A 25,144-nucleotide genomic window follows, 5' to 3' on the forward strand; every position below is an offset into this window, starting at 1 on the left:
GATGGTCCCATCGTTGTAATGAAAGGGACATCAATGCCATTCCGTCGCAAGGTTCGTAACGCTCTGCTGGTCGCCGTGCTCTCCGCAACAACCGCCCATGCGGGCACGCTGGCGATCGAAAGCTGGCGCGTCGACGACAAGACCTTGTGGGAGAAAGTGCTGATCCCCGCATTCGAAAAAAACCACCCCGGCATCGAGGTGAAATTCGCGCCCACCGCGCCTACCGAGTACGACTCCAGCCTGGCCGCGCGGCTGGCCGGTGGCACCGCTGGCGACTTGATCGCCTGCCGTCCTTTCGATGTGTCGCTGTCGCTGTACAAAAAAGGCCATCTCGAAAAGCTGGATGGCAAGGCCGGCATGCAGAACTTCCCGGCCACCGCCGCCGTGGCCTGGCAAACCGACGACGGCAAGGACACCTTCTGCATGCCGGTGGCGTCGGTGATCCACGGCTTCTTGTACAACAAGAAGATCTTCAAGAAGCTCAATCTGCAAGCGCCGAAGACGGTGGACGAATTCTTTGCGTTGCTGGAGGCGCTGAAAAAAGCCGGTGTGACGCCACTGGCCCTGGGCACGGCGGACCAATGGGAATCGAGCCAAATGGTTTATACCAATATCGGTCCTAATTTCTGGCGCGGCGAGGAAGGGCGCAAGGCGCTCATCAACGGCAAGGCCAGGCTGACCGATGCGCCGTTCGTGGAAGCCTTGCAGTTCGAGCAGCGCATGGGCAGCTACCTCGGTCGCGGCGCCAGCGCCCAAACCTACGGCGACAGCCAGAACCAGTTTGCGCTGGGCCGGGCCGCCATCTATCCAACCGGCTCTTGGGACATCTCGTATTTCAGCCAGACGCCCGGACTGGAGCTGGGCGCGTTTGCGCCGCCGGTGCGCAAGGCTGGCGATGCCTGCTTCATTTCGGACCACATGGATATCGGCATTGGCGTCAACAGGAAGTCGCGCAACAAGGAAGACGCGTTCAAGTTCCTGGCATGGGTTGGTTCGCAGGAGTTTGCGGACATCTACACCAACCGCGTGACCGGTTTCTTCTCGCTGTCCAACCATCTGATTTCGGTACGCGATCCGGTGGCCAAGCAGATGGCGGAGTGGCGCAACAGCTGCGCCTCCACCATCCGCTTCAACGCCCAGGTGCTGAACCGTGGACAGCCCAGCATGGAGAGCGAACTTTGGAATATCAATGCACAGGTTTTGAACGGCAAGCTGGCGCCGAAGGATGCGGCGGCACGGCTGCAAAACGGTTTTGCCAAGTGGTACAAACCACAGCAAAAGTAGCGTCACACAAAGTCTCTCCCTCTGATTGAGTGTGATCCAGTTTGGCCGGCGCCGGGCGCGGCGCCGGTTTTTTTTGTCCGAATTCCGGAGGTGGTTTTGAAGCATGAAGTAAAGATCTGGCAGTTGCTGCTGTTCCTGGCGCCGGCGGTGCTGGTCTACGGCGTATTCAGCGCGCTGCCGCTGGCGCAGACGCTGGGACAGGGTTTCTTCGTCGCCGACGACAGCGGCCACGCGGCCTTCGCCGGCTTGCAGAACTTTCGCACGGTGCTGCTGGACCCCGACTGGTCGGCCGGTTTCTGGAATGCGATGGTGAACAACGCCAGGTTCTTTTGCCTGCACATGCTGCTGCAAAATCCGATCGGCCTGCTGCTGGCGACTTTGTTCAGCCTTAAGGGCCTGCGCGGCGCGCGTACCTACCGCACGCTGATCTTCTTGCCGACACTGCTGTCGGTGGTGATCATCGGTTTTATCTGGCAATTGATCCTGTCGCCGCTGTGGGGCGTGGGCGAGAAGCTGATGGGCTTTGCCGGTCTGGCGGATTGGTTCGCGCCGTGGCTGGGCGAGGAGGGAAGTGCGCTGACGGCGATTTCCATGGTCTCGGTGTGGCAGTACATCGGCATGCCGATGATGTTGATCTACGCGGCGCTGCTGGCGGTGCCGGACGAAATCGTGGAGGCGGCGCACGTGGAAGGCGCCAGCGCCATGCGCATCTTCTGGCAGATCAAGCTGCCGCTGATTTATCCAACCTTGGGCCTCGTGACGATCCTGACCTTTGTGGCCAACTTCAATGCGTTTGACCTGATCTATTCCATCAAGGGCGCGCTGGCGGGGCCGAATTATTCGACCGATATCCTTGGCACCTTGTTCTACCGGACCTTCTTCGGCTATCAGGCGCAGGTTGGCAATGCCTATCTCGGCTCGGCTGTCGCCACCCTGATGTTCCTGGTGATACTGGCTGGCGTCGGCGTTTATTTCGTCGGTGTGCAGCGCCGACTGACGAGGTTCGCACTATGAAGAACCGTCTGATGGTACACGGCGCCCTGATGGCGTACACCGTGCTGGCGCTGTTCCCGATTGCGCTGATCCTGATTAACTCGGTCAAGACACGTGAAGCGATCTTCGACGATCCGCTGGCGCTGCCCACCATGGAATCGCTGACTTTCATCGGCTTCCAGAAGGTACTGGCCAGCACCAACTTCCTGCTTTACTTCGGCAATAGCCTGATCGTGACGGTGCTGGCGCTGTTCTTCATCCTGCTGTTCGGCGCCATGGCCGCGTGGGCGCTGTCGGAATACCGCTTCATGGGCAACCGCGTGCTGGCGCTGTTCCTTGCGTTCGGCATCATGATCCCGATCCGGCTTGGCACGGTGTCGATACTGGAGTTGATGGTCAAGCTGGAACTGGTCAACACGCTGACGGCGCTGGTGCTGGTGTACACGGCGCAGGGCTTGCCGCTGGCGGTGATGATTTTGTCCGAGTTCATGCGGCAGGTGCCTGCGGAGTTGAAGGATGCGGCGCGCTGCGACGGTGTCGGCGAGGTGAAGATTTTCTTCCGCGTGATCCTGCCGCTGATACGGCCGGCGATGGCGACGGTGGCGGTGTTCACCATGATCCCGGCGTGGAACGACCTGTGGTTCCCGCTGATTCTTGCGCCATCGGACCGCACCAAGACCGTCACGCTGGGCGTGCAGCAGTTTATCGGACAGTACGTCACGGACTGGAATTCGGTGTTGGCGGCGCTATCGCTGGCGGTGATTCCGATGCTGATTTTGTACGCGCTGTTCTCGCGCCAATTGATACGCGGCCTCACGGCCGGTGCTGTGAAATAAGGAGAGGCCTGTAATGGCAAGTGTAAGTCTGAAAGAGCTGCGCAAATCGTACGACGGCAAAAGCGATGTCCTGGCCGGCATCGATCTTGACATCGCGCATGGGGAATTTGTGGTGCTGGTCGGGCCGTCCGGCTGCGGCAAGTCGACGCTGCTGCGCATGCTGTGCGGCCTCGAAAGCATCACCAGCGGCACCATGCGGATCGGCGAACGCACGGTCAATCACCTGCCGCCGGCGGAACGCAGCATCGCCATGGTGTTCCAGAGTTATGCCCTGTATCCGCACATGACGGTGTACCAGAACATGGCGTTTGGCCTCAAGGTGGCGGGCAAGGACAAGGAGGCCATCAGGCAGCGCATCAGTGAAGCGGCGGCGATCCTGAAGATCGATCATCTGCTGGAGCGTCTGCCGCGCGAGCTGTCGGGCGGCCAGCGGCAGCGCGTGGCGATCGGTCGCGCCATCGTGCGCGAGCCGCAGCTGTTCCTGTTCGATGAACCGCTGTCCAACCTTGATGCGGCGCTGCGCGTGCAGACGCGCCTGGAGATCGCCAAGCTGCACCGGCAACTGGACGCCACCATCGTCTACGTCACGCACGATCAGGTGGAGGCCATGACGCTCGGCGACAAGATCGTCGTCATGCACGAAGGGCATATCCAGCAGGCTGGCTCGCCGCTCGATTTGTACCAGCAGCCGCGCAACCTGTTCGTGGCGGGATTTATCGGTTCCCCCCGGATGAACTTCTTGGCGGGCGAGGTGCTGGAGGCGCACGCCGACGGCGTCGTCGCGTTGCTGAACAGCGGCGAAGCCGTGCGCGCGGCGGTGGATGGCAGCGGCCTGCATATCGGCGACAAAATCACGCTCGGCCTGCGGGCGGAGCACATCAGCGAATCGCGCAGCGGTTCGGAGGTTTTCAGCGGCGAGGTCAGTGTGGTTGAACACCTGGGCGAAGCCAATTACATCTACGTCAGCCGCGAAGGCAGGGAAGACGTGGTAATACGCGGGGATGGCGAACGCCATGTCGCGCCGGGACAGTCCATCACCTTCTCGGCCGAGAGTACTGCCTTTCACGTGTTTGACGAGAAGGGCGAGGCGCGGCGGCGCCTACGCCCCGGGAATATGGTGTCTGCAACGCGCGGCATGATGCGCAGCGCTTGATATCACAGGAGTTCTTTACTTTTCAAAAAACAGGGAGAATTGAATGAACAAGCCGGTACTGAAGAAAAAAATACTACCTCACCTGGTCGCGCTGGCGATCGGCGGCGGCCTTGCCGCGTACAGCCACGCGGCGGAACCAGTGGCAGCGGACGCACAGGATGCCGCGCCGGCTGCAGAGGTCAGCTCCGTCGAGGTGCGCGGCATCCGCGAGCGGCTCAAGCGCAATCTGGCGGAGAAGCGCGATTCGGGCAATGTGATCGACACCGTCACCGCCGAAGAAGTGGGCAAGTTCCCGGACAAGAACGTGGCTGACTCCTTGCAGCGCGTGCCCGGCATTTCGGTCGACCGCACCTGGGGCGAGGGCCGCGACATCTTCGTGCGCGGCACCGACAAGAACCTCAACCTCACGCAGCTGAACGGTCAGGCCGTGGCTTCCGGTTACTGGTGGAAGAATGACTCGCAGAGCCGCGGCTTCAACTACGACATCCTGGCCTCCGAGTTGGTGGGCAGCATCGACGTGTACAAGAGCCCATCCGCCGATCTGGATGAGGGCTCGATCGGTGGCCTGGTCAACGTCAAGACTCGCAAGCCATTCCAGCTCAAGCCCTTTGTGGCACAGGCTTCGGTGGAAGCCACTTACAGCGAGCTGCCGAAGAAAACCGACCCGCAGCTTTCCGGTCTGCTGAGCTGGACCAACGAGCAGAAAACCTTCGGCGCCCTGATCGCCATCAGCAAGCAGAAACGCACCATGCGCCGCGACGGCCTGGAAAACTTCACCGATTCGACCAAGTACAACATCGTCGACCAGAACGGCGCGGTGACGCCGGGCGCCTACGCCTCGTGGGGCGGCGGCTCGGCCATCTTCCGCCAGGACCGCGAACGCACCACCGGCAACCTGACCTTGCAGGCGCGCCCGAACGCCAACACCGACCTCACGCTGAACTACATGAACTCCGATATGGACATGGACAACAGCAACCAGAACTACCTGTGGGAAGCGGGCGGCCTGGCGGATGCGAAAGGGAACATCCAGGTCACCAATCCGAAATTCATCACCACCTCGGACGGCACCAAGGCGCTGGTGGGCGGCACCGTCGGCCCGACCGGCGGTGTGTCGTTCGAGCCTATCTTCCGCCAGTCCTACGTGAAGTCGGAAGTGCTGGACCTTGAAGGTACCTACGATGCGGACAATTGGAAGTTCCATGGCCAGGCCGGCACCACCAAAGGCTCGGGCGGCAGCAGCCATGACCGCAACTTCTGGTTCGTCGGGAATACCCGCACCACCTTCAATATCGCGCCGGACACTTACGAAGTGAAGTACCTCGATATCAGCCCGCTGGACGCCAGCAAACTGACACTGCAAAGCGCGCGTGACTGGGTGCGTCGCATGGAGACCAAGGAAAACTATGCGCAGGGTGACCTGACGCTGGATCTGAACGGCGATTTCTTCAAGTCGATCAAGGTCGGCGCCAAGCTGCGCGACACCACGGTGCAGAACCGCCGCATCATCGGCACCGCGGGTCCTGGCAGCCCTGGCTGGATTTCGTACTCGCTGGCCGACCTGTCGAAAGGCCCGTCGCCGATGCTGAGCCAGGAGGCCGCCACCGCCGGTTCGCTGACGCAATACGCATGGGTGGATGATGGCCTGGCCTACTCCAAGGGATTCCCGATGTACGACAAGGCCATGACTTATGCCGAGGCCAAGGGCGAGTATTACAAGATCAAGGAAAAAATCTACGCCACCTATCTGCGCGCGGACTTCGCGGTGGGCCAGTGGCGCGGCGATTTTGGCGCGCGGGTGGTGAAAACCGACCAGACTTCCGAGGCGTATCAGGACCTGACCGGCAAGGGCAACTACGTGCTGGGCGACGTCAAGCGCAGCTACACCGACGTGCTGCCCAACCTGAACGCAGTCTATAACGTCAGCAAGGATCTGCTGATACGCGGCGCCGTGGCGCGCGTCATGGCGCGTAACACCTACAGCGATTTGAGCGCGAGCACCGAGGTAAGTGGTACCACCAACGCCGCCACCGCCGGCAACCCGCTGCTCAAGCCATTCCACGCCAATCAGGGCGAAATTGGCGCCGAGTGGTATTACGCCGATGCCTCGCTGCTGTCGGCTACCGTGTTCGCCAAAAAGCTGGATACCTTCATCTATACCCAGACCGCGAGCGAGAACGTGGCCGGCGTGACGCGCTCGGTCACCCGCCCGTACAACGCCAACAACGGGGCCACCGTCAATGGTCTGGAGATCCAGTGGCAGCAAGCCTTCAGCAGCGGCTTCGGCGCCATCGTCAACTACACCTTCACCGATGCGAAAACCGGCGCCAACGCGGCCGGCCGCAAGCTGAATGTGATCGGCAACTCGCGCAACCAGGCCAACATCACCGGCTTCTGGGAGAAGCACGGCTACAGCGCGCGCTTGTCGTATAACTACCGTTCCAAGTCCTACGGCGCGCTGGATGAGGGTGGCCAGGACGTGACCAGCGCCTACGGCCAATGGGATGCCTCGGCCAGCTGGGACATCACGCCGAAAGTGTCGCTCTACCTGACGGCGGTGAACATCGGGAATGAAGTTATCCGCACCAATACCACTGACGGCTTACCGGTCGGCGTGTATGAAAATGGCGCGCGTTACAGCATCGGTGTGAAAGCCAAGTTCTGATCGTGCTTTCGTTTTGACGCAAGCCCGATTGCCTGTTTGGCATCGGGCTTTTTTCTATTACAATCGTGTCATTATTTCCATCTGGGATGCTGAGTGATACGCCTACGTGTACGTTCCATCTGCGGCCTGCTGGCTGCTTGCCTGTTCGCGCAATCGGCGCAGGCGGCGGCGCCACTGCAAGTGCTGCACTGGTGGACGTCGCCATCGGAGCGCAAGGCTGCCAACGCGCTGGCGGCGCGCGCGGCGGATGAAGGCATCGAATGGAGGGACGCCGCCATTCCCGGCGGCGCGGGCCTCGGCGCCGGCAAGGTGCTCAAGAGCCGCGTGCTGGCCGGCGATGCGCCGGAGGTGGCGCAGATGATCGGCGTGTCGATCGCGGAATGGGCGGACCTGGGCCTGCTGCTGGAAATCGACAACGTCGCCGGCGCCGCCAACTGGAACGGCGCGCTGTTCCCGACCATACAGACGCTGATCACGCACCGCAAGCATGTGGTGGCGGCGCCGGTGGGCATCCACCGCGTCAATACTTTGTTTTACAACCGCGCCTTGTTCGCGCAACTGCGCATCGCGCCACCACAAAGCTGGGCCGATTTCGAGGCTGCGGCACAGAAGCTGAAAGCGGCAGGCGTCATGCCGCTGGCGTTCAGCAGCGAGGCATGGCAGGTGGCGACGCTGTTTGAAAATCTGGTGCTGGCCGAGAGCGGGCCGGAATTCTATCGGCAGCTGTTCGTCAAGCGCGATCCGGCGGCGGCGGCCGACCAGCGCACCGCCGACGCGCTGCAACGCCTGCGCACCATCAAGGGCTGGAGTGGTGGCGCGGTGGACGAGCGTTCCTGGCCGGACGTGGCGCGCCAGTTCGCGCGGCGTGAAGCGGCCATGATGATCATGGGCGACTGGGCCAAGCCGGAACTGCGCGACCAGGGCATGGTGCTGGATGAAGACTTTGCCTGCGCCGCGGCGCCAGGCACCGGCAAGTATCACTTGTACAGCGTGGACAGCTTCACCATGTTCGCTGGCGACTATCGCTACATGCCGGCGCAGGAGAAGATGGCCAGGCTGCTGGTGTCGATGCCGGTGCAGCTGGAGTACAACCAGTTGAAAGGCTCGGTGCCGGTGCGGCGCGATGCCGATCCGGCACGCATGGACAGCTGCGCGCGCGCTTCGTGGACGGCTTTCGCGCAGGGCGCGGCGGTGCAGGCTCCGAGTCTGGTGCACCGCATGGCGACCGATGAGGCCAGCCGCGACGCCATCATCGCCGAGATACATCGTTATTTTCTGGACGACCGGACCACGCCGGCCGAGGCGCAGCGCCGCCTGGGTGTGTTATTCCGGTTGTTTAACCTGAGAAGCCAAGGAGCATTCGGTGCGCAAGATACTGATCGTAGACGATGACCAAAAGACCCGCGTGCTGCTCAAGACCTATCTTGAGAAGAACCAGTACGAGGTGGTGCTGTCGCATGATGGCGAGAGCTTTCTGGCGGAGCTGCACACGCATGCCGAGCAACTGTCGATGGTGATCCTCGATGTGATGCTGCCCGATACCGACGGCTTCGCGCTGTGCAAGCAGGTGCGCCAGCGCTCCAATGTGCCGATCATCATGCTGACCGCCAGCTCGGACGAGACCGACCGCATCGTCGGCCTTGAGCTGGGTGCGGACGATTACATCGCCAAGCCGTACAGCCCGCGCGAGCTGCTGGCGCGCATCAAGGCCATTCTGCGGCGTACCGCGGTTGAGGCGCCTTCGGTGCGATACTACCGTTTCGTGGGCTTCACGCTGGACCTGAAGGAGCGCAAGGTGGTCGACAGCGCCGGTGCGCCGCTGGCGCTGACGGGGCTGGACTTCCAGCTGCTGAAGTATTTCGTCGAGCATCCTGGCGTGATCCTGGACCGCAGTGTGTTGTGCGAGGAGACGCGCGGGCGCGATTCCGGGCCGCTGGATCGCTCGCTGGATGTGCAGATCAGCCGTCTGCGTTTGCGTCTGAATGACGATGGCAAGCAGCCGGCGCTGATCAAGACGGTGCGTGGCGCCGGCTATGTATTCTCGGCTGAAGTCAACGTGTCGCATGCTTAAGCGCCTGTGGCCCGCGTCGCTGCTGGGTCGTCTCACGCTGGTGATGGTGGCGGGGCTGCTGGTGACGCAGTTGGTGGCCAACGCCATCTGGGCGGCGCAGCTGCGCGCCAAGGCGCAGGTGGAGGCACAATCGGCGGCACAGTATGTGGCGCACGGCGCTTCGGCCGCGATCCGCTTTTACCGCAGCCTGCCGCTCAGCTACCGCGTGCTGGTGATCCAGCAGATGCGCGAGATGGGAGGCACCCGCTTCTTCGTCAATCTCAATCACGCGTATGTGCCGGTGCGGGAGATTGCGCCGCATCCGCTGGCGGACAGCGTGAAGGGCACGTTGGGCGCGACACTGAAAAGCGACTTGCCGCATTTGCCGGCTGCCCGCGTGGCGTTTGCCTGGCCGGAGCAACTGGCCGTGTCGGAAGAGGTGCATCTGAGCGACCTGCCGGATGCATGGGTGCAGCACGTCCTGCTGGTGAAGCCGGAGCCGGCGCCGATATTGGTGATCCAGGCCGAGCTTGAGCCGGGCAACTGGCTGTACATGGCGGCGCTGATGCCGAATCCGTATTTCCTGAGCGGGAACGATCCGTGGGCGTGGGACCGGCTGGCGTTGCAAGGATTGTCGCTGGCGGCGGTGCTGCTGCTTTGCCTGCTGGTGGTGCGTTCGATCACGCGTCCGCTGGCGGCGCTGTCGGATGCGGCGGGCGCGTTCGGGCAGGGCGAGCACGCGCCGCCGCTGCCGGAGACGGGCAGCCGGGAGTTCATCAAGACGGCGCGCGCGTTCAGCGCGATGCGCGAGCGTATCCAGCGTTACATCGAGGACCGTGAGCGTTTGTTCGTCTCGATCTCGCATGATTTGCGGACGCCGATTACGCGGCTCAAGTTGCGTTCGGAGTTGCTGGACGACGAGGCGTTGCGCAATGAGTTTGAAGAGGATCTCGATGAATTGGATATGATGGTGAAGGGCGCCTTGCAGTGCGTGAAGGACAGCGATATTCACGAGAATCCGGCCGAGATCAGGCTCGATGCCTTGCTGGGCAGGTTGGTGCGCAGTGCGCGGCTGGCGGGGCATGAGGTGGGGTTTGAGGAATCGGGATTGTCGGTGCGCGGCAAGCCGCTGGCGTTGAAGCGGGCGATCGGCAATCTGCTGGACAATGCGCTGTACTATGGCAAGCGGGCGGAGATCAGCACCCGGGCCGAAAGCGGCGCGGTGGTGATCGCGGTGCGGGATCATGGACCGGGCGTGCCGGAGGATGCGCTGGCCAGCTTGTTCGATCCGTATGTGCGGCTGGAGCATGGCCGCGAACAGAATGATACTGGCATGGGGCTGGGCCTGGGGATCGCGCGCGGCGTGATCGAGGCGCATGGCGGCCAGCTGATATTGGAGAATCATCCGGAAGGCGGCTTGCACGCCACTATCCGGTTGCCTGCATGAGAGGGAAGATGAAGACAGCGAGCAGAATATCTGTAGCGGCACTGGCGTTGGCGTTTGGTGCGCCGGGCCATGCGATAGCCGAAGCCGCGCAGCCCGCCGGCACGGCACAGGCGGCGAGGACGGAAGGGAAAACGGGGATGCGCACTGCGCCGGCCGTCGCACCGGTCAAGTTGCGCTGGGAGATCGTGCGCAATGAGCTTGGCGCGCAGGGCGGCCGCACCAGGGCGCGCCTGAGCGTGACGCCGCTGAACGGCCAGTCGCTGCCGGCGCAGGGCTGGGCGCTGTACTTTAACTGCATGGATGGCGTGACCGCGGGCCCGCTGGCGGGCAATCTGGTGCTGGAGAAGGTGGTGGGCGGCAGTTTGTTCCGTGTGCGTCCGGCGGCCGGCTTCAAAGGCCTGCCTGCCGGCCAGACGCTGAATATCGATTACTACTATCCGAATCTGCTCATCAAGATGGCGAGCGCGCCGGCCGGGCCGTATCTGGTGTTCGATGCCGCCCCGGAAGTGGCTTATGCCATCACTGACTTCAAACAGGAGCTGCCGGCCCGTGAGGAGCAGCTCAAGCGTCCGGCCGGCCGCGATACGCTGGTGACCACGCAGGACACCTACCGCCGCAACGCCCGTGCCGATGTGCTGCCAGCCAGCGCGCTGCCGCCGGTATTCCCAACGCCGCTGCAATTGAGGACCGGCAGCGGCAAGGTGCAACTGGCGCGCCCGCCGCAAGTGATCTCCGGCCCGGGCCTGCAATACGAAACCGCCTTCGCCCGCGCATTGTTCGCCCGCTATATGCCGCAGGGCGACACCAGCCACGCCGCGGTGCCGCTGCGCCTGCGTATCGGCGCGGTGGATGCGCAGTCGTCGCCGGAAGCCTATGAGCTGAGCATCAGCGGTGACGATGGCATCAACATCACAGGCAACACGGCGGCCGGCGTGGCGCGCGGCCTGCAATCGCTGCACGACCTGCTGCCGCTGCCATCGGACGCCGCGCAGATCGAGCTGCCGGAGCTGGACGTCACCGATGCGCCACGCTTCGCCTATCGCGGCTTTCAGCTGGACGTGGCGCGCAACTTCCAGCCCAAGGACGTGGTGTTCAAGACGCTGGACCTGATGTCCGCCTACAAGCTGAATAAGCTGCACTTCCACATCACCGACGACGAAGGCTGGCGCCTTGAAATCGCCGGTCTGCCGGAGCTGACCAGCATCGGCGCGGTGCGCGGCCACTACACCAAGGAAGACCAGCGCCTGCCGCCTACCTACGGCTCCGGCCCGCGCGTCGATGATCCGCATGGCAGCGGCTATTACACCCGCGCCGACTACATCGACATCCTGCGTTACGCCGCCGCGCGCCACATCGAAGTGATTCCGGAAATCGAAATGCCGGGCCACGCGCGCGCCGCCGTCAAAGCCATGGAGGCGCGCTACCACCGCATGAAGGCAGCGGGCGAGCAGGGGGCGGACAAGTATCTGCTCAACGATTTCGACGACCGCTCGGTGTATCGCTCGCCGCAGGAATATACCGACCATGTGATGAATCCCGGCCTCGAATCGAGCTACGCCTTCATCGAGCAGGTGGTGGCGCAGGTGGCGGCCATGCATCGGGAAGCCGGCGTTTCGCTCAAGACCATGCATGTCGGCGGCGATGAGCTGCCGCATGGCGCATGGGAGAAATCGCCGCTCAGCCGCGCGCTGATGCAGAAGGAAAAACTGGCCTCCACCGCCGACCTGTGGGACTACTTCTACAACCGCGTCGACGGCATTCTGCGCAAGCACGGCATGTTTGCCTCCGGCTGGGAAGAGATGGGCGCGCGCCGCTCGGACAAGGAACGCGCGCAGCAGCTGCCGAATCCTCGTTTCACGCAGCGTGGATTCAGCCTCTACGTGTGGAACAACACGCCGGGCAACGAGGACTTTGCCTACCGCCTGGCCAACGCCGGCTATGACATCGTGCTGGCGCCGGTCACCAATATGTATCTCGACATGGCGGCCAATCCCAACCCCGAGGAGCCGGGCGTCAACTGGGGCGCCTACGTCGAGCTGGAGACGGTGTTCGACTTCCAGCCGATGGGCGCGGCGCTGACCGACGCCGGCCGCCGCCGCATTCGCGGCATCGAGGCCACGCTGTTCTCGGAAACCATCCGCGACGCCAGCCGGCTCGATTACCTGATGATGCCGCGCCTGCTGGCGGTGGCGGAGCGGGCATGGGCGCCCGACCCGGCCCTGTCGGCCGCATCGCACCGGGCCGCGTGGTCCGCCTTCGTCAACACGCTGGGCCAGCGCGTGCTGCCGCGCCTCGACCTTGAGCGCGGCGACGTGCGCTACCGCATCGCGCCACCGGGCATGGTGGTGGAGGGCGGCAAGGTGCTGGTCAACCACGTCCTGCCGGGCCTGACCCTGCGCTACACCACCGACGGCACCACCCCCACGGTGCGCAGCAAGCCGGTCACCGGGCCGATCGCCGCCAAGGGCGTGATCCAGGCCGCCGCCTTCGACCGCACCGGCCGCGCCGGGCTGGTGGCGCGCATCGTCAACCGCTAAGCCGTTTTTGCCGTCCACTCCCCGATTTTTGCAGTTCGTCGCAATCCGGGGAGGGCGGCGGCGGGGCGGGAGTATCATGGCTGGACTACTAGCCGAGGATTCCCACATGACCAAGTTTCTCCAGTTTGGCCTGCTGTTTGCCGCGTTCTGTGCCCTGTTCGGCCGCGCGGACGCCGCCGATGACACCGAAACCCGCTCGATTCCCATCGACGCCCGGGTGGTGCGGGTCAAGCTGGACGGCGTGATCGACCTCAAGCTGCGCCAGGGCGACGTGCCCTCGCTGCGGCTGATCGGCGAAAAGCGCTACCTGGAGAAACTGACCGCGTCGCAAAGCGGCGACACCTTGCATCTCGAAACCGAAGGGCGCGGGGTCAAGATCGGACGCGGCGCCGCCCGCGCCGAGCTGGTGTTGCCGGCCCTGCGCGAGGTGGTGTCGGAAGGCGTGGGCTCGACCGAGATCAATGGCTTCAGCGGCGAGGAACTGGAGCTGACCATGGATGGCGCCGGCAGCATGAAAGTCGTGTGCGACTACAAGGTGGTCAAGGCCAACCTCGGCGGCGTGGGCAGCATGAATCTGTGGGTGAGCGAGAACGAACATGCCGATCTGGACTTGCGCGGCGCCGGTTACATCACCCTGGGCGGACGCAGCAAGCTGCTCAAGGCCAATCTGGGCGGCGTGGGGGGATTGAATGCGCAGCAGTTCCAGGCCGAGTCGGTGAATGTGGAGTTGAGCGGGCTGGGCAATGCGACCGTCACGGCCAAGGCCAACGCCACCCTGAACCTGAGCGGACTCGGCTCGGTCATTGTGTATGGCAAGCCTTTGAACCGTAATGTGAGTGTCGACGGTCTGGGCAAAGTCAGCTGGAAATAATAACGATGAAAAAAATCATACTAGCGATAGCCCTCGGGTTCGGCTTGCAGCAAGCCGCGACGGCGGGGTTTGCCGAAGGGGCGACGGCGTACAACAGCAAGAACTACGCGGTGGCCTTGAAGGAAATACGGCCGCTGGCGCAAGCCGGGAATGCCGATGCCGAGCATCTGCTGGGCCTGATGTACTACATGGGCCGCGGCGTGCCGCAGGATTACAAGCAGGCGCTGGAGTGGCACCGCAAGGCCGCGCAAAAGGGCAAGGCCGACGCGCAGTACGTGGTGGGCGCCATGTATTACACCGGCAACGCGGTGATCCAGGATCACAAGCAGGCGGTGTCGTGGTTCCGCAAGGCGGCCGAACAGGGCCATCCGGACGCGCAGCAGGTGCTGGGGCTGATGTACCGGTATCACATCGGCGGCATGCCGCAGGATAATGTGATCGCCTACATGCTGTGGAATCTGGCGGCGGCCAACGGCTCGGTCAACGCGGCCGAGCAGCGTTCGGCCGTGATCAAGACCATGACCCAGGAACAGATCGAGGAGGGGCAGGCCTTGTCCTCCTCGTGGCGGCCGAACACGCCGCTGCCGCAAAAATCCCGCACGGGCGGCGGCTGACGGCTGGAAGTCGTACAATCGCCCTTTATTTATAGAGGGCGAATCATGCGCGCGATTGAAATCACCCACCCCGGCCCGGCCGATGTCCTGAAACCGTGCGAACGCCCGATGCCAGCGGTCAAAGCCGGCGAAGTGTTGATTAAAGTGCACGCCGCCGGCGTCAACCGCCCGGACGTGTTCCAGCGCATGGGCAATTACGCCCCGCCGCCGGGCGCGTCCGACATCCCCGGCCTGGAAGTGGCCGGCGAAATCGTCGACGGCGACCTCGATTACACCACCCTCGATGTTGGCGACCAGGTCTGCGCCTTGGTGCAGGGAGGTGGCTACGCCGAGTATGTTGTTGCGCCCGTGCAGCAGGTTTTACCGGTCCCCAAAGGCTGGTCCATGCTGGAAGCGGCAACAATTCCGGAAAATTACTTCACAGTCTGGAGCAACGTTTTTGACCGCGCCAAATTGCTTGGCGGCGAGACATTATTAGTGCAAGGCGGCAGCTCCGGGATCGGCGTGACGGCGATACAGCTGGCCTCGGCCATGGGCCACCGCGTGTTCGCCACCGCCGGCTCGGACGACAAAGTGGCGGCCTGCGTGGCGCTCGGCGCGGAGCGTGGCATCAACTATAAAACCGAGGATTTTGCCACCGTGGTCAAGTCGCTTACCAACGACCGCGGCGTCGACGTGATTCTGGACATGGTGGCCGGAGACTACCTGCCACGCGAGCTTTCCTGCTTGGCGGACGATGGCCGCATCGCCATCATCGCCACCCTGGGCGGCGGCAAATCGACGCTGGACATGGGGCAGGTGCTGCGCCGCCGCCTGACCGTCACCGGCTCCACGCTGCGTCCGCGTTCGGCCGAATTCAAGGGCGCGATCGCGCGCCAGCTGAAGGAAAAAGTCTGGCCGATGATGGCCGAACGCAAAGTCAAGCCGGTGATCCACACCGTTTTCCCGCTGGATCAGGCCGCCGCCGCGCATGCGCTGATGGAGTCCGGCAGCCATGTCGGAAAAATCATGTTACAGGTGATTTGATAGCGATTTCATTGTAAAATGCGTAGTAAATTTACGGTTTTAGCTAGCCGGGGATTTCCTTTGCCTGTTTGACCGGCGCTTTTTTGGCGCGGTAAAATGGCGGGTTGATTAATTTTTAGGCTAGCTATGCGTCGCAAACTCGTCATCGGTAACTGGAAAATGAACGGCAACCGCGCCGGTAACACGGCTCTGTTGTCCGGCATCGTTGCCGGCCTGAACGACTTCGGCGCCGACTGCGCCGTGTGTGTGCCTGCACCTTACCTGGCGCAGTGCCAGGCTGAACTGGCCGGCACGCCGGTGGCGTGGGGCGGTCAGGACGTGTCGGTGCACGCCTGCGGCGCTTATACTGGTGAAGTGTCGGCGGCCATGCTGCTGGACTTCGGTTCGACCTACGTGCTGTGCGGCCACTCCGAGCGCCGCGCTTATCATGGCGAGAGCAGCGAGCTGGTGGCGCAAAAGGCGGTGGCGGCGCTGGCGGCCGGCCTGACCCCGGTGGTGTGCTTCGGCGAAACGCTGGCGCAGCGCGAGGCGGAGCAGACCGAGGAGGTGATCTGCGCCCAGCTGCAAGCGGTGCTGGATGCGATCCAGCCGGAGCAGGTGGGCAAGCTGGTGCTGGCTTACGAGCCGGTGTGGGCGATCGGCACCGGCAAGACGGCGACGCCGCAAATCGCGCAAGACGCGCACCGCTTCCTGCGCGACTGCGTGGCGAAGAAGGATGCGGCGGCGGCGCAGAGTGTGCAAATTCTCTACGGCGGCAGTATGAAGCCGGAGAATGCAAAAGAATTGATGGTCCAGCCGGATATCGATGGCGGCCTGATTGGCGGGGCTGCATTAAAGGCGACTGATTTCCTCGGGATTATTCAGGCCGTTTAATGCACTGATTTTAAGCAGTAGAAACAAAACGATACAAAACTTTTATTTTGGAATGGAATAACATGGGCAGCTTGTTCAATCTGGTTATCGTAGTGCAGGTGATTTCCGCAATCGCCATTATTGGTCTGGTATTGCTGCAACACGGTAAGGGCGCCGACATGGGCGCGGCCTTCGGTTCCGGCGCCTCGGGCAGCCTGTTCGGCGCCACCGGCTCGTCGAACTTCATGTCCAAGTCGACCGGCGTGGCGGCGGCGATCTTCTTCAGCGCCACCCTGGCCCTGTCGTACATCACCACCCACCAGACCAATAGTGTCAGCGGCGGCGTGATGGACAAGGCGATTCCTGCCGCGCCGGCCGCTCCAGCCGCGGCGCCCGCCGCAGCCCCGGCCGCACCAGCAGCGCCAGCCGCTTCGACCCCGGCTCCTGCAAACTCGATCCCAAAGTAATATAATCTTGCAGTAAATTGGTCGTTGTTGATAAATAATTAAGTTGTTTGCACATTGTTTTAGCAGTATCTTAGCGATGGCAAAAATAGTTAAAGATTTATCGTGTTTCTTCTTGTTTTGACGCAATACGGGATTAACAACCGCGTGAAAACGAAGTAAAATAACGGCCTTATGCCGACGTGGTGAAATTGGTAGACACGCTATCTTGAGGGGGTAGTGGCGCAAGCTGTACGAGTTCGAGTCTCGTCGTCGGCACCAGAACATAGGCCAGCAAGGGTGGTACCAAGCTGGCTTTTTTACGAGGATGTGTCGTTCGATCCTGGTCTTAGCAGTCATACGATTGGGGCGAACGTTAAGCGCACCGCAAAACACCGCGATGTGTCCTTTCAACTGACCGTTCAACATAAGCTCATCAATCGTGAACCTCGAAAATTATCTCCCCGTTCTCCTGTTTATCCTCGTCGGTCTCGGCGTAGGCATCGCTCCCCAAGTGCTGGGCCACATCCTGGGCCCGAAAAAGCCTGACGCGGCAAAACTGTCCCCGTATGAATGCGGCTTCGAAGCCTTCGAAGACGCGCGCATGAAATTCGACGTGCGTTACTACCTCGTCGCAATTCTCTTTATTTTGTTCGATCTGGAAACGGCATTCTTCTTCCCGTGGGGCGTATCCATGCGCGAACTGGGCTGGCAGGGTTTCGTGACGATGATGGTGTTCATCGCCGAATTCGTGGTCGGTTTTTGGTATATCTGGAAGAAAGGTGCCCTTGATTGGGAATAAGCCATGGCTATTGAAGGCGTATTAAACGAAGGTTTCATCACCACCTCGGCCGACAAGCTGATCAACTGGGCGCGCACGGGTTCGATGTTCCCGATGACGTTCGGTCTGGCCTGCTGCGCGGTTGAAATGATGCACGTGGGCGCAGCCCGTTACGACATGGACCGCTTCGGCGTCGTGTTCCGTCCATCGCCACGTCAGTCCGACGTGATGATCGTGGCCGGCACGCTGTGCAACAAGATGGCGCCCGCCCTGCGCAAGGTCTACGACCAGATGCCGGAGCCGCGCTGGGTTATCTCGATGGGTTCCTGCGCCAACGGCGGCGGCTACTATCACTACTCCTACTCCGTGGTTCGCGGCTGCGACCGCATCGTGCCGGTCGACGTGTACGTGCCAGGCTGTCCTCCAACTGCTGAAGCCCTGCTGTACGGCATCATGCAATTGCAGAACAAGATCAAGCGCACCAACACCATCGCACGCTAACGGGGGCGCTACAAGAAATGACTACTCAACTGGAAAAACTCCAAACCGCCCTCGGCACTGCCCTGGGCGATCGCGTTACTACGGTCGTTGCGCTGGGCGAGATCACCCTCACGGTGAAGGCCGCCGACTACTACGGCGTGATGCAGACCCTGCGCGATGACAAGTCGCTGGGCTTCGATCAGGCGATCGACCTGTGCGGCGTGGACTACATGAACTATGGCGACGGCGCCTGGGACGGCCAGCGTTTCGCCGCCGTCATCCACCTGCTGTCGGTCAAGCACAACTGGCGCGTGCGCGTGCGCGCGTTCTGCGCCGACGACGACATGCCGCTGCTGCCATCGATCACGCCGCTGTGGCGCGCGATGAACTGGTACGAGCGCGAAGCGTTCGACATGTACGGCATCCTGTTCGAAAACCACAACGACCTGCGCCGCATCCTGACCGACTACGGTTTCATCGGCCACCCGTTCCGCAAAGACTTCCCGGTGTCGGGCTACGTCGAGATGCGCTACGACCCCGAGCAGAAGCGCGTGATCTACCAGCCGGTCACGATCGAGCCGCGTGAAAACGTGCCGCGCGTGATCCGCGAAGAAAACTACGGGAAGTAAGAACATGGCAGAAATTAAGAACTACACCCTGAACTTCGGTCCGCAACACCCGGCCGCGCACGGCGTGCTGCGTCTGGTGCTGGAGCTGGACGGCGAGGTGATCCAGCGCGCCGACCCGCACATCGGCCTGCTGCACCGCGGCACCGAAAAGCTGGCGGAACAGAAGACCTACCTGCAATCGGTCCCCTACATGGACCGTCTGGACTACGTGTCGATGATGTGCAACGAGCACGCCTACGTGATGGCGATCGAGAAGCTGCTGGGCATCGATGTCCCGCTGCGCGCACAGTACATCCGCGTGATGTTCGACGAAATGACCCGCATCCTGAACCACCTGATGTGGCTGGGCGCGCACGCGCTGGACGTCGGCGCCATGGGCCCGTTCCTGTACTGCTTCCGCGACCGCGAAGACCTGTTCGACTGCTACGAAGCGGTGTCGGGCGCGCGCATGCACGCGGCGTACTATCGTCCGGGCGGCGTCTACCGCGACCTGCCGGATGCGATGCCGCAGCACAAGCCATCGATCATCCGTTCGGCCAAGGCCATCGACAAGCTCAACGAAGACCGCCAGGGTTCGATGCTGGACTTCATCGAAGCCTTCACCAACCGGTTCCCGACCTACGTCGACGAATACGAAACCCTGCTGACCGACAACCGTATCTGGAAACAGCGTACCGTCGGCATCGGCGTGGTGGCGCCGGAAGACGCGCTGGCCATGGGCTTCACCGGCGCCATGCTGCGCGGCTCGGGCATCCAGTGGGACCTGCGCAAGCACCAGCCGTACGAAGTGTACGACCTGATGGACTTCGATATCCCGATCGGCACCAACGGCGACTGCTACGACCGCTACCTGGTGCGCGTGGAAGAACTGCGCCAGTCGAACCGCATCATCAAGCAGTGCGTTGAATGGCTGCGCAACAACCCGGGTCCCGTCATGACCAGCAACCGCAAGGTGGCGCCGCCATCGCGCGTGGACATGAAGACCAACATGGAATCGCTGATCCACCACTTCAAGCTGTTCACCGAGGGCTTCCACGTGCCGCCGGGCGAAGCGTACAGCGCGGTGGAGCATCCGAAGGGCGAATTCGGCGTCTACCTGATGTCCGACGGCGCCAACAAGCCATACCGCGTGAAACTGCGCGCTCCAGACTACGCACACTTGCAGTCGCTGGATGAAATGGCGCGTGGCCACATGATTGCCGACGCTGTGACCATCATTGGCACGCAAGACATCGTGTTCGGCAGTATTGACCGCTAAGTCCGAGAGGCAAAAGAATGTTGTTATCTGAGCAGTGCTACAAAAAAATCGATCGCGAACTGGCCAAGTACCCAGACGATCAGCGCCAGTCGGCCGTGATGGCCGCGCTGGCCCACGCGCAAGTGGAGCTGGGCTGGGTGTCGCCGGAAACCATGCAGGAACTGGCCGACTACATCCGCATGCCGGCCATCGCCGTGCAGGAAGTCGCGACTTTCTACAATATGTACAACCTGAAGCCGGTCGGCAAGCACAAGATCACCGTGTGCACCAACCTGCCTTGCGCCCTGTCGGGCGGCGAGCGCGCGGCGCACCACCTGAAGCAGAAGCTGGGCATCGACTACCGTGACACCACGGCGGACGGCGAGTTCACGCTGATGGAAGGCGAGTGCATGGGCGCCTGCGGCGACGCACCGGTGCTGCTGGTGAACAACCACCGCATGTGCAGCTTCATGACCAACGATAAAATCGACTCCCTGGTGGAGGAATTGAAGAAATGACGTCACTCCACAACCGTCACATCGATCCAGTCATTCTCGCCGGCCTCGACGGCGAGAATTGGCATTTGGAAGACTACGTCAAGCGCGGCGGCTACAGCGCCCTGCGCCGTATCATCGAAGAAAAAATCACCCCGGAACAGATCATCGCCGACCTGAAAGCGTCGTCGCTGCGCGGCCGTGGTGGCGCGGGTTTCCCTACCGGCCTGAAGTGGAGCTTCATGCCGCGCCAGTTCCCGGGCCAGAAGTACCTGGTATGTAACTCAGATGAGGGCGAGCCGGGCACTTTCAAGGATCGCGACATCCTGCGCTACAACCCGCACGCGCTGATCGAAGGCATGGCCATCGGCGCCTACGCCATGGGCATCACCGTCGGCTACAACTACATCCACGGCGAGATCTTCGAGGTCTACACCCGCTTTGAAGAAGCGCTGGAAGAAGCCCGCAAGGCCGGCTTCCTGGGCGACAAGATCATGGGCAGCGAGTTCAGCTTCCAGCTGCACGCGCACCACGGTTATGGCGCTTACATCTGCGGCGAGGAAACCGCGCTGCTGGAATCGCTGGAAGGCAAGAAAGGCCAGCCGCGCTTCAAGCCGCCGTTCCCTGCGTCGTTCGGCCTGTACGGCAAGCCGACCACCATCAACAACACCGAGACTTTCGCCGCCGTCCCGTTCATCCTGAACATGGGCCCGGAAAAGTACCTGGCGATCGGCCGTCCCAACAACGGCGGCTCGAAGATCTTCTCGATCTCGGGCGACGTTGAGCGTCCGGGCAATTACGAAGTCCCGCTGGGCACCCCGTTCGCCAAACTGCTGGAACTGGCAGGCGGCATGCGCGGCGGTAAGAAGATCAAGGCGGTCATCCCTGGCGGTTCCTCCGCGCCAGTGGTGCGCGGCGAGATCATGATGCAAACCGACCTCGACTACGATTCGATCGCCAAAGCCGGTTCGATGCTGGGTTCGGGCGCGGTCATCGTCATGGACGAGACCCGCTGCATGGTCAAGGCCATGGAACGCCTGGCGTACTTCTACTTTGAAGAGTCGTGCGGCCAGTGCACCCCATGCCGCGAAGGTACTGGCTGGATGTACCGCATGATCCACCGTATCGAAAACGGTCAGGGCCGCCCGTCGGACCTGGACGTGTTGAACTCGGTTTGCGACAACATCCAGGGCCGCACGATTTGCGCGCTGGGCGACGCGGCGGCTATGCCTATGCGTGCGTTCATCAAGCAATTCCGCGAAGAATTTGAACACCACATCGAGCACAAGCAATGCTGCGTGCCCGCTTACATCTAAGCGTCACAGGTAACGATCACCATGGTTGAAATCGAAATAGACGGCAAAAAAGTCGAAGTCCCTGCTGGTAGCATGGTGATGGACGCCGCCAACAAACTGGGAACCTACATTCCGCACTTCTGCTATCACAAGAAATTGTCGATCGCGGCAAACTGCCGTATGTGCCTCGTCGAAGTGGAGAAGGCCCCCAAGCCTTTGCCAGCATGCGCCACGCCGGTCTCGGCGGGCATGATTGTGCGCTCCGCTTCGGACAAGGCCGTACAGGCGCAGAAGTCCGTGATGGAGTTCCTGCTGATTAACCACCCGCTGGACTGCCCGATCTGCGATCAGGGCGGCGAGTGCCAGCTGCAAGACTTGGCCGTGGGCTACGGCAAGGGCGATTCGCGCTACGAAGAAGACAAGCGCGTGGTGGCTCCGAAAGATGCCGGCCCGCTGGTGTCGATGCAGGAAATGGCCCGTTGCATCCAGTGCACCCGTTGCGTTCGTTTCGGCCAGGAAGTGGCCGGCGTGATGGAGCTGGGCATGATCGGCCGTGGCGAACATTCGGAAATCACCGCCTTCGTCGGCCAGACCGTGAACTCGGAAATGTCCGGCAACATGATCGACCTGTGCCCGGTCGGCGCACTGACGTCGAAGCCATTCCGCTACAGCGCCCGTACCTGGGAACTGTCGCGCCGTAAATCGGTCTCGCCGCACGACGGCCTGGGCGCCAACCTGATCGTTCAGGTCAAGGGCGGCAAGGTCAAGCGCGTGCTGCCGCTGGAAAACGACGCGGTCAACGAGTGCTGGATTTCCGACAAGGACCGCTTCTCGTACGAAGGCCTGGACAGCGCCGAGCGCCTGACCCAGCCGATGCTGAAGCAGGGCGGCGAGTGGAAAGAAGTCGACTGGCAGACCGCGCTGGAATACGTGGCGCACGGCCTGAAAAACATCAAGCACGAACACGGCGCCAACGCGCTGGCATCGGTCGCCACCCAGCACTCGACGCTGGAAGAGCTGCACCTGCTGCAAAAGCTGACCCGCGCCATGGGCTCGGACAGCGTGGAAACCCGCCTGCGTCAAAGCGATTTCTCGCTGGACGTGACGCCATGGCTGGGCATGTCGATCAACGAGTTCGGCGCGCTGAACCGCGCCTTCGTGATCGGCTCGTTCCTGCGCAAGGATCATCCGCTGCTGGCCACCCGTCTGCGTACGGCAGTGAAGGGCGGCGCCAAGCTGTCGATCCTGCACGCGACCGACGACGACCTGCTGATGAACGTCGCCAACAAATTGATCGTTGCTCCATCGGATTGGCTGTCGGCGCTGTCGCAAGTGGTGGTGGCCGTGGCTAAAGCCAAGGAAGTGGCGGCTCCTGCCGGCTTCGAAGGCGTGCAAGCTTCGGACGCAGCTACCGCGATCGCCGCTTCGCTGCTGTCGGGCGAAAACAAGGGCGTCTTCCTGGGCAACGCCGCCACCCAGCACCCACAAGCTGCCGCGCTGCACGCGGCCGCGCAGTGGATCGCCGAGCAGACCGGCGCCAAGCTGGGCTACCTGACCGAAGCGGCCAACACCGTCGGTTCGTACATCGTCAACGCCAACGCCGGCAAGGCGCCAGCCTTCACCGAGCCGAAGCAGGCTTACCTGCTGCTCAACGCCGAACCGGAACTGGACGCGTACAACCCGCAAGCCGCCGTCGCCGCGCTGAAAAAAGCCGAGATGGTGGTGGTGATGTCCGCCTACAAGCACGGCATGGATTACGCCGACGTGCTGTTGCCGGTGTCGCCATTCAGCGAAACCTCGGGCACCTTCGTCAACTGCGAAGGCCGCGCGCAAAGCTTCAACGGCACCGTCAAGCCGCTGCTGGAAACCCGTCCTGCATGGAAAGTGCTGCGCGTGCTGGGCAACATCCTGGGCCTGTCGGGCTTCGACTACGACACCTCGGAAGCGATCCGCGACGAAGTGCTGGGCGCCGGCGTGACCGACGTGTCGGCCAAGCTGAACAACGTTTCGAAAGTTGCGCTGGTAGCTGCTGCCGCGGCTTCCACCGGTCCGGAGCGTATCGCCGATGTACCGATCTACTTTGCCGACGCCGTGGTGCGCCGCGCCGAGTCGCTGCAAAAGATGGCCGACGCGGCCGCGCCGAAAGCGCACCTGTCGTCCGCCCTGGCGCAGCAACTGGGTGTTGCCGCCGGCGACAAGGTCAAAGTCACGCAAGGTTCCGGCAGCGCGATCCTGGTCGCCGCTGTTGACGCCAAACTGCCAGCCAACGCCGTGCGCGTGGCCGCCGCTCACGCGTCGACCGCCGCACTGGGCGGCATGTTCGGTTCCATCACCGTTGAAAAAGCAGGAGAGGTGAAATAATGGCTCTGCCTGAATTCGTCACTACCATCAATACCATGGGCGCGAACAGCGTGCTGGCCCCTGTGTGGCCGGCCGTCTGGGCCCTGATCCGCATCGTCGTGGTGCTGCTGCCACTGATGGGTCTGGTTGCTTACCTGACCCTGTGGGAACGTAAGTTCATCGGCTGGATTCAGATCCGTGTCGGTCCTAACCGTGTGGGTCCGATGGGCCTGCTGCAACCGATCGCCGACGCGCTGAAACTGCTGTTCAAAGAGATCATCACCCCGGCCAAGGCGAATCCCGGCCTGTTCGTGATCGGTCCGATCATGACCATCATGCCGGCGCTGGCTTGCTGGGCGGTGGTGCCGTTCGGTCCGGAAGCCGTGCTGGCCAACGTCAACGCCGGCCTGCTGCTGCTGATGGCGATCACCTCGATGGAAGTCTACGGCATCATCATCGCCGGCTGGGCGTCGAACTCGAAGTACTCGTTCATGGGCGCGATGCGCGCCTCGGCACAGATGATTTCCTACGAGATCGCCATGGGCTTCGTGCTGGTGGTGGTGTTGATGGTGTCCGGTTCGCTGAACTTCGGCGACATCGTGGCCGGCCAACAGCACGGCACCTTTGCCGACAAGGGCCTGAACTTCCTGTCGTGGAACTGGCTGCCGCTGCTGCCGCTGTTCGTGGTCTACCTGACCTCGGGCCTGGCGGAGTGCAACCGTCACCCGTTCGACGTGGTGGAAGGCGAGTCCGAGATCGTTGCCGGCCACATGGTGGAATACTCGGGCATGGCCTACGCCATGTTCATGCTGGCCGAATACGCCAACATGATTCTGATCGCCACCCTGGCATCGATCATGTTCCTGGGCGGTTGGTCGGCGCCATTTGCCTTCCTGGAATTCTGGGGCGGTTTCGGCGGCTTCTTCTGGTTGTTCGTGAAAGCGTTCTTCCTGGTGTCCGTCTTCATCTGGGTGCGTGGTACTTTCCCTCGCTACCGTTACGACCAGATCATGCGTCTGGGCTGGAAAGTCTTCATCCCGCTGACGCTGGTGTGGCTGGTCCTGGTCGCAGGCTGGATGCAGACCTCCTGGAATATCTGGAAGTAAGGATTAAAGAA

General features: G+C 62.3%; 22 protein-coding genes and 1 tRNA gene. All 23 read left to right on the plus strand.

The window, feature by feature from the left end; translation table 11 throughout:
- Positions 1–33: 33 nt before the first annotated feature.
- The 23 genes from GM676_RS20275 (at position 34) to nuoH (ending at position 25,133) form a co-directional block, all read left to right on the plus strand.
- Positions 34–1,284 (plus strand): ABC transporter substrate-binding protein, encoded by a 1,251-nt coding sequence (locus tag GM676_RS20275; RefSeq protein WP_155465703.1) that lies wholly within the window; start codon positions 34–36, stop codon positions 1,282–1,284.
- A 96-nt stretch (positions 1,285–1,380) separates the two neighbouring features.
- Entirely contained in the window at positions 1,381–2,298 is a 918-nt protein-coding gene (locus tag GM676_RS20280; protein WP_155465704.1) for a carbohydrate ABC transporter permease, read from the plus strand.
- Positions 2,295–3,113: a carbohydrate ABC transporter permease gene (locus tag GM676_RS20285; protein WP_155465705.1), complete on the plus strand. Its 819-nt coding sequence runs from the start codon at positions 2,295–2,297 to the stop codon at positions 3,111–3,113. The genes GM676_RS20280 and GM676_RS20285 overlap by 4 nt, the downstream gene beginning before the upstream one ends.
- Before the next feature lie 13 nt (positions 3,114–3,126).
- On the plus strand, positions 3,127–4,266 hold the full coding sequence (locus GM676_RS20290) for an ABC transporter ATP-binding protein (RefSeq protein WP_155465706.1): 1,140 nt from the start codon (positions 3,127–3,129) through the stop codon (positions 4,264–4,266).
- A gap of 43 nt (positions 4,267–4,309) precedes the next feature.
- Positions 4,310–6,931, plus strand: coding sequence for a TonB-dependent receptor (locus GM676_RS20295; RefSeq protein ID WP_155465707.1), 2,622 nt, complete (start codon positions 4,310–4,312; stop codon positions 6,929–6,931).
- Between the two features lie 93 nt (positions 6,932–7,024).
- Positions 7,025–8,323, plus strand: a complete 1,299-nt coding sequence (locus tag GM676_RS20300) for an ABC transporter substrate-binding protein (RefSeq protein ID WP_371866314.1) — start codon at positions 7,025–7,027, stop codon at positions 8,321–8,323.
- Positions 8,295–9,002, plus strand: a complete 708-nt coding sequence (locus GM676_RS20305; protein ID WP_371866315.1) for a response regulator — start codon at positions 8,295–8,297, stop codon at positions 9,000–9,002. The genes GM676_RS20300 and GM676_RS20305 overlap by 29 nt, the downstream gene beginning before the upstream one ends.
- Positions 8,995–10,428 (plus strand): ATP-binding protein, encoded by a 1,434-nt coding sequence (locus GM676_RS20310; RefSeq protein ID WP_308936694.1) that lies wholly within the window; start codon positions 8,995–8,997, stop codon positions 10,426–10,428. The genes GM676_RS20305 and GM676_RS20310 overlap by 8 nt, the downstream gene beginning before the upstream one ends.
- Positions 10,429–10,436: 8 nt before the next feature.
- Positions 10,437–12,965 carry a family 20 glycosylhydrolase gene (locus GM676_RS20315; protein ID WP_155465709.1) on the plus strand — a complete coding sequence of 843 codons (2,529 nt, stop codon included), beginning with the start codon at positions 10,437–10,439 and terminating at the stop codon, positions 12,963–12,965.
- A 106-nt stretch (positions 12,966–13,071) separates the two neighbouring features.
- A complete protein-coding gene (locus tag GM676_RS20320) occupies positions 13,072–13,836 on the plus strand; it encodes a GIN domain-containing protein (RefSeq protein WP_155465710.1) in 765 nt (254 codons plus the stop codon).
- Positions 13,837–13,841: 5 nt separating this feature from the next.
- Complete coding sequence (locus GM676_RS20325) at positions 13,842–14,450, plus strand: tetratricopeptide repeat protein (protein WP_155465711.1); 609 nt, start codon at positions 13,842–13,844, stop codon at positions 14,448–14,450.
- A gap of 45 nt (positions 14,451–14,495) precedes the next feature.
- The gene (locus GM676_RS20330; protein ID WP_155465712.1) at positions 14,496–15,476 is read left to right on the plus strand and encodes an NAD(P)H-quinone oxidoreductase; all 981 of its coding nucleotides are present in this window, start codon (positions 14,496–14,498) and stop codon (positions 15,474–15,476) included.
- Between the two features lie 126 nt (positions 15,477–15,602).
- Positions 15,603–16,349, plus strand: coding sequence for a triose-phosphate isomerase (gene tpiA / locus GM676_RS20335; protein WP_155465713.1), 747 nt, complete (start codon positions 15,603–15,605; stop codon positions 16,347–16,349).
- Between the two features lie 62 nt (positions 16,350–16,411).
- The gene (gene secG / locus GM676_RS20340) at positions 16,412–16,795 is read left to right on the plus strand and encodes a preprotein translocase subunit SecG (protein WP_155465714.1); all 384 of its coding nucleotides are present in this window, start codon (positions 16,412–16,414) and stop codon (positions 16,793–16,795) included.
- Positions 16,796–16,968: 173 nt separating this feature from the next.
- Positions 16,969–17,053 (plus strand) — tRNA-Leu (locus GM676_RS20345).
- Positions 17,054–17,213: 160 nt separating this feature from the next.
- Entirely contained in the window at positions 17,214–17,573 is a 360-nt protein-coding gene (locus GM676_RS20350) for an NADH-quinone oxidoreductase subunit A (protein ID WP_072780614.1), read from the plus strand.
- A gap of 3 nt (positions 17,574–17,576) precedes the next feature.
- Positions 17,577–18,053, plus strand: coding sequence for a NuoB/complex I 20 kDa subunit family protein (locus GM676_RS20355; protein WP_008450353.1), 477 nt, complete (start codon positions 17,577–17,579; stop codon positions 18,051–18,053).
- Positions 18,054–18,070: 17 nt separating this feature from the next.
- Positions 18,071–18,661: an NADH-quinone oxidoreductase subunit C gene (locus tag GM676_RS20360; RefSeq protein ID WP_155465715.1), complete on the plus strand. Its 591-nt coding sequence runs from the start codon at positions 18,071–18,073 to the stop codon at positions 18,659–18,661.
- A 4-nt stretch (positions 18,662–18,665) separates the two neighbouring features.
- Positions 18,666–19,919 (plus strand): NADH-quinone oxidoreductase subunit D, encoded by a 1,254-nt coding sequence (locus GM676_RS20365; protein ID WP_155465716.1) that lies wholly within the window; start codon positions 18,666–18,668, stop codon positions 19,917–19,919.
- Positions 19,920–19,936: 17 nt separating this feature from the next.
- A complete protein-coding gene (gene nuoE, locus GM676_RS20370) occupies positions 19,937–20,416 on the plus strand; it encodes an NADH-quinone oxidoreductase subunit NuoE (protein WP_155465717.1) in 480 nt (159 codons plus the stop codon).
- Positions 20,413–21,708: an NADH-quinone oxidoreductase subunit NuoF gene (nuoF, locus tag GM676_RS20375; protein WP_155465718.1), complete on the plus strand. Its 1,296-nt coding sequence runs from the start codon at positions 20,413–20,415 to the stop codon at positions 21,706–21,708. Before nuoE ends, nuoF begins: the two co-directional genes overlap by 4 nt.
- Positions 21,709–21,729: 21 nt before the next feature.
- Positions 21,730–24,048, plus strand: a complete 2,319-nt coding sequence (gene nuoG / locus GM676_RS20380) for an NADH-quinone oxidoreductase subunit NuoG (RefSeq protein WP_155465719.1) — start codon at positions 21,730–21,732, stop codon at positions 24,046–24,048.
- Complete coding sequence (gene nuoH / locus GM676_RS20385) at positions 24,048–25,133, plus strand: NADH-quinone oxidoreductase subunit NuoH (protein WP_155465720.1); 1,086 nt, start codon at positions 24,048–24,050, stop codon at positions 25,131–25,133. Before nuoG ends, nuoH begins: the two co-directional genes overlap by 1 nt.
- The last annotated feature ends 11 nt before the right edge of the window (positions 25,134–25,144 follow it).

Origin of the sequence: Duganella radicis (assembly GCF_009720825.1) — a bacterium.
Classification (GTDB): domain Bacteria; phylum Pseudomonadota; class Gammaproteobacteria; order Burkholderiales; family Burkholderiaceae_D; genus Rugamonas; species Rugamonas radicis.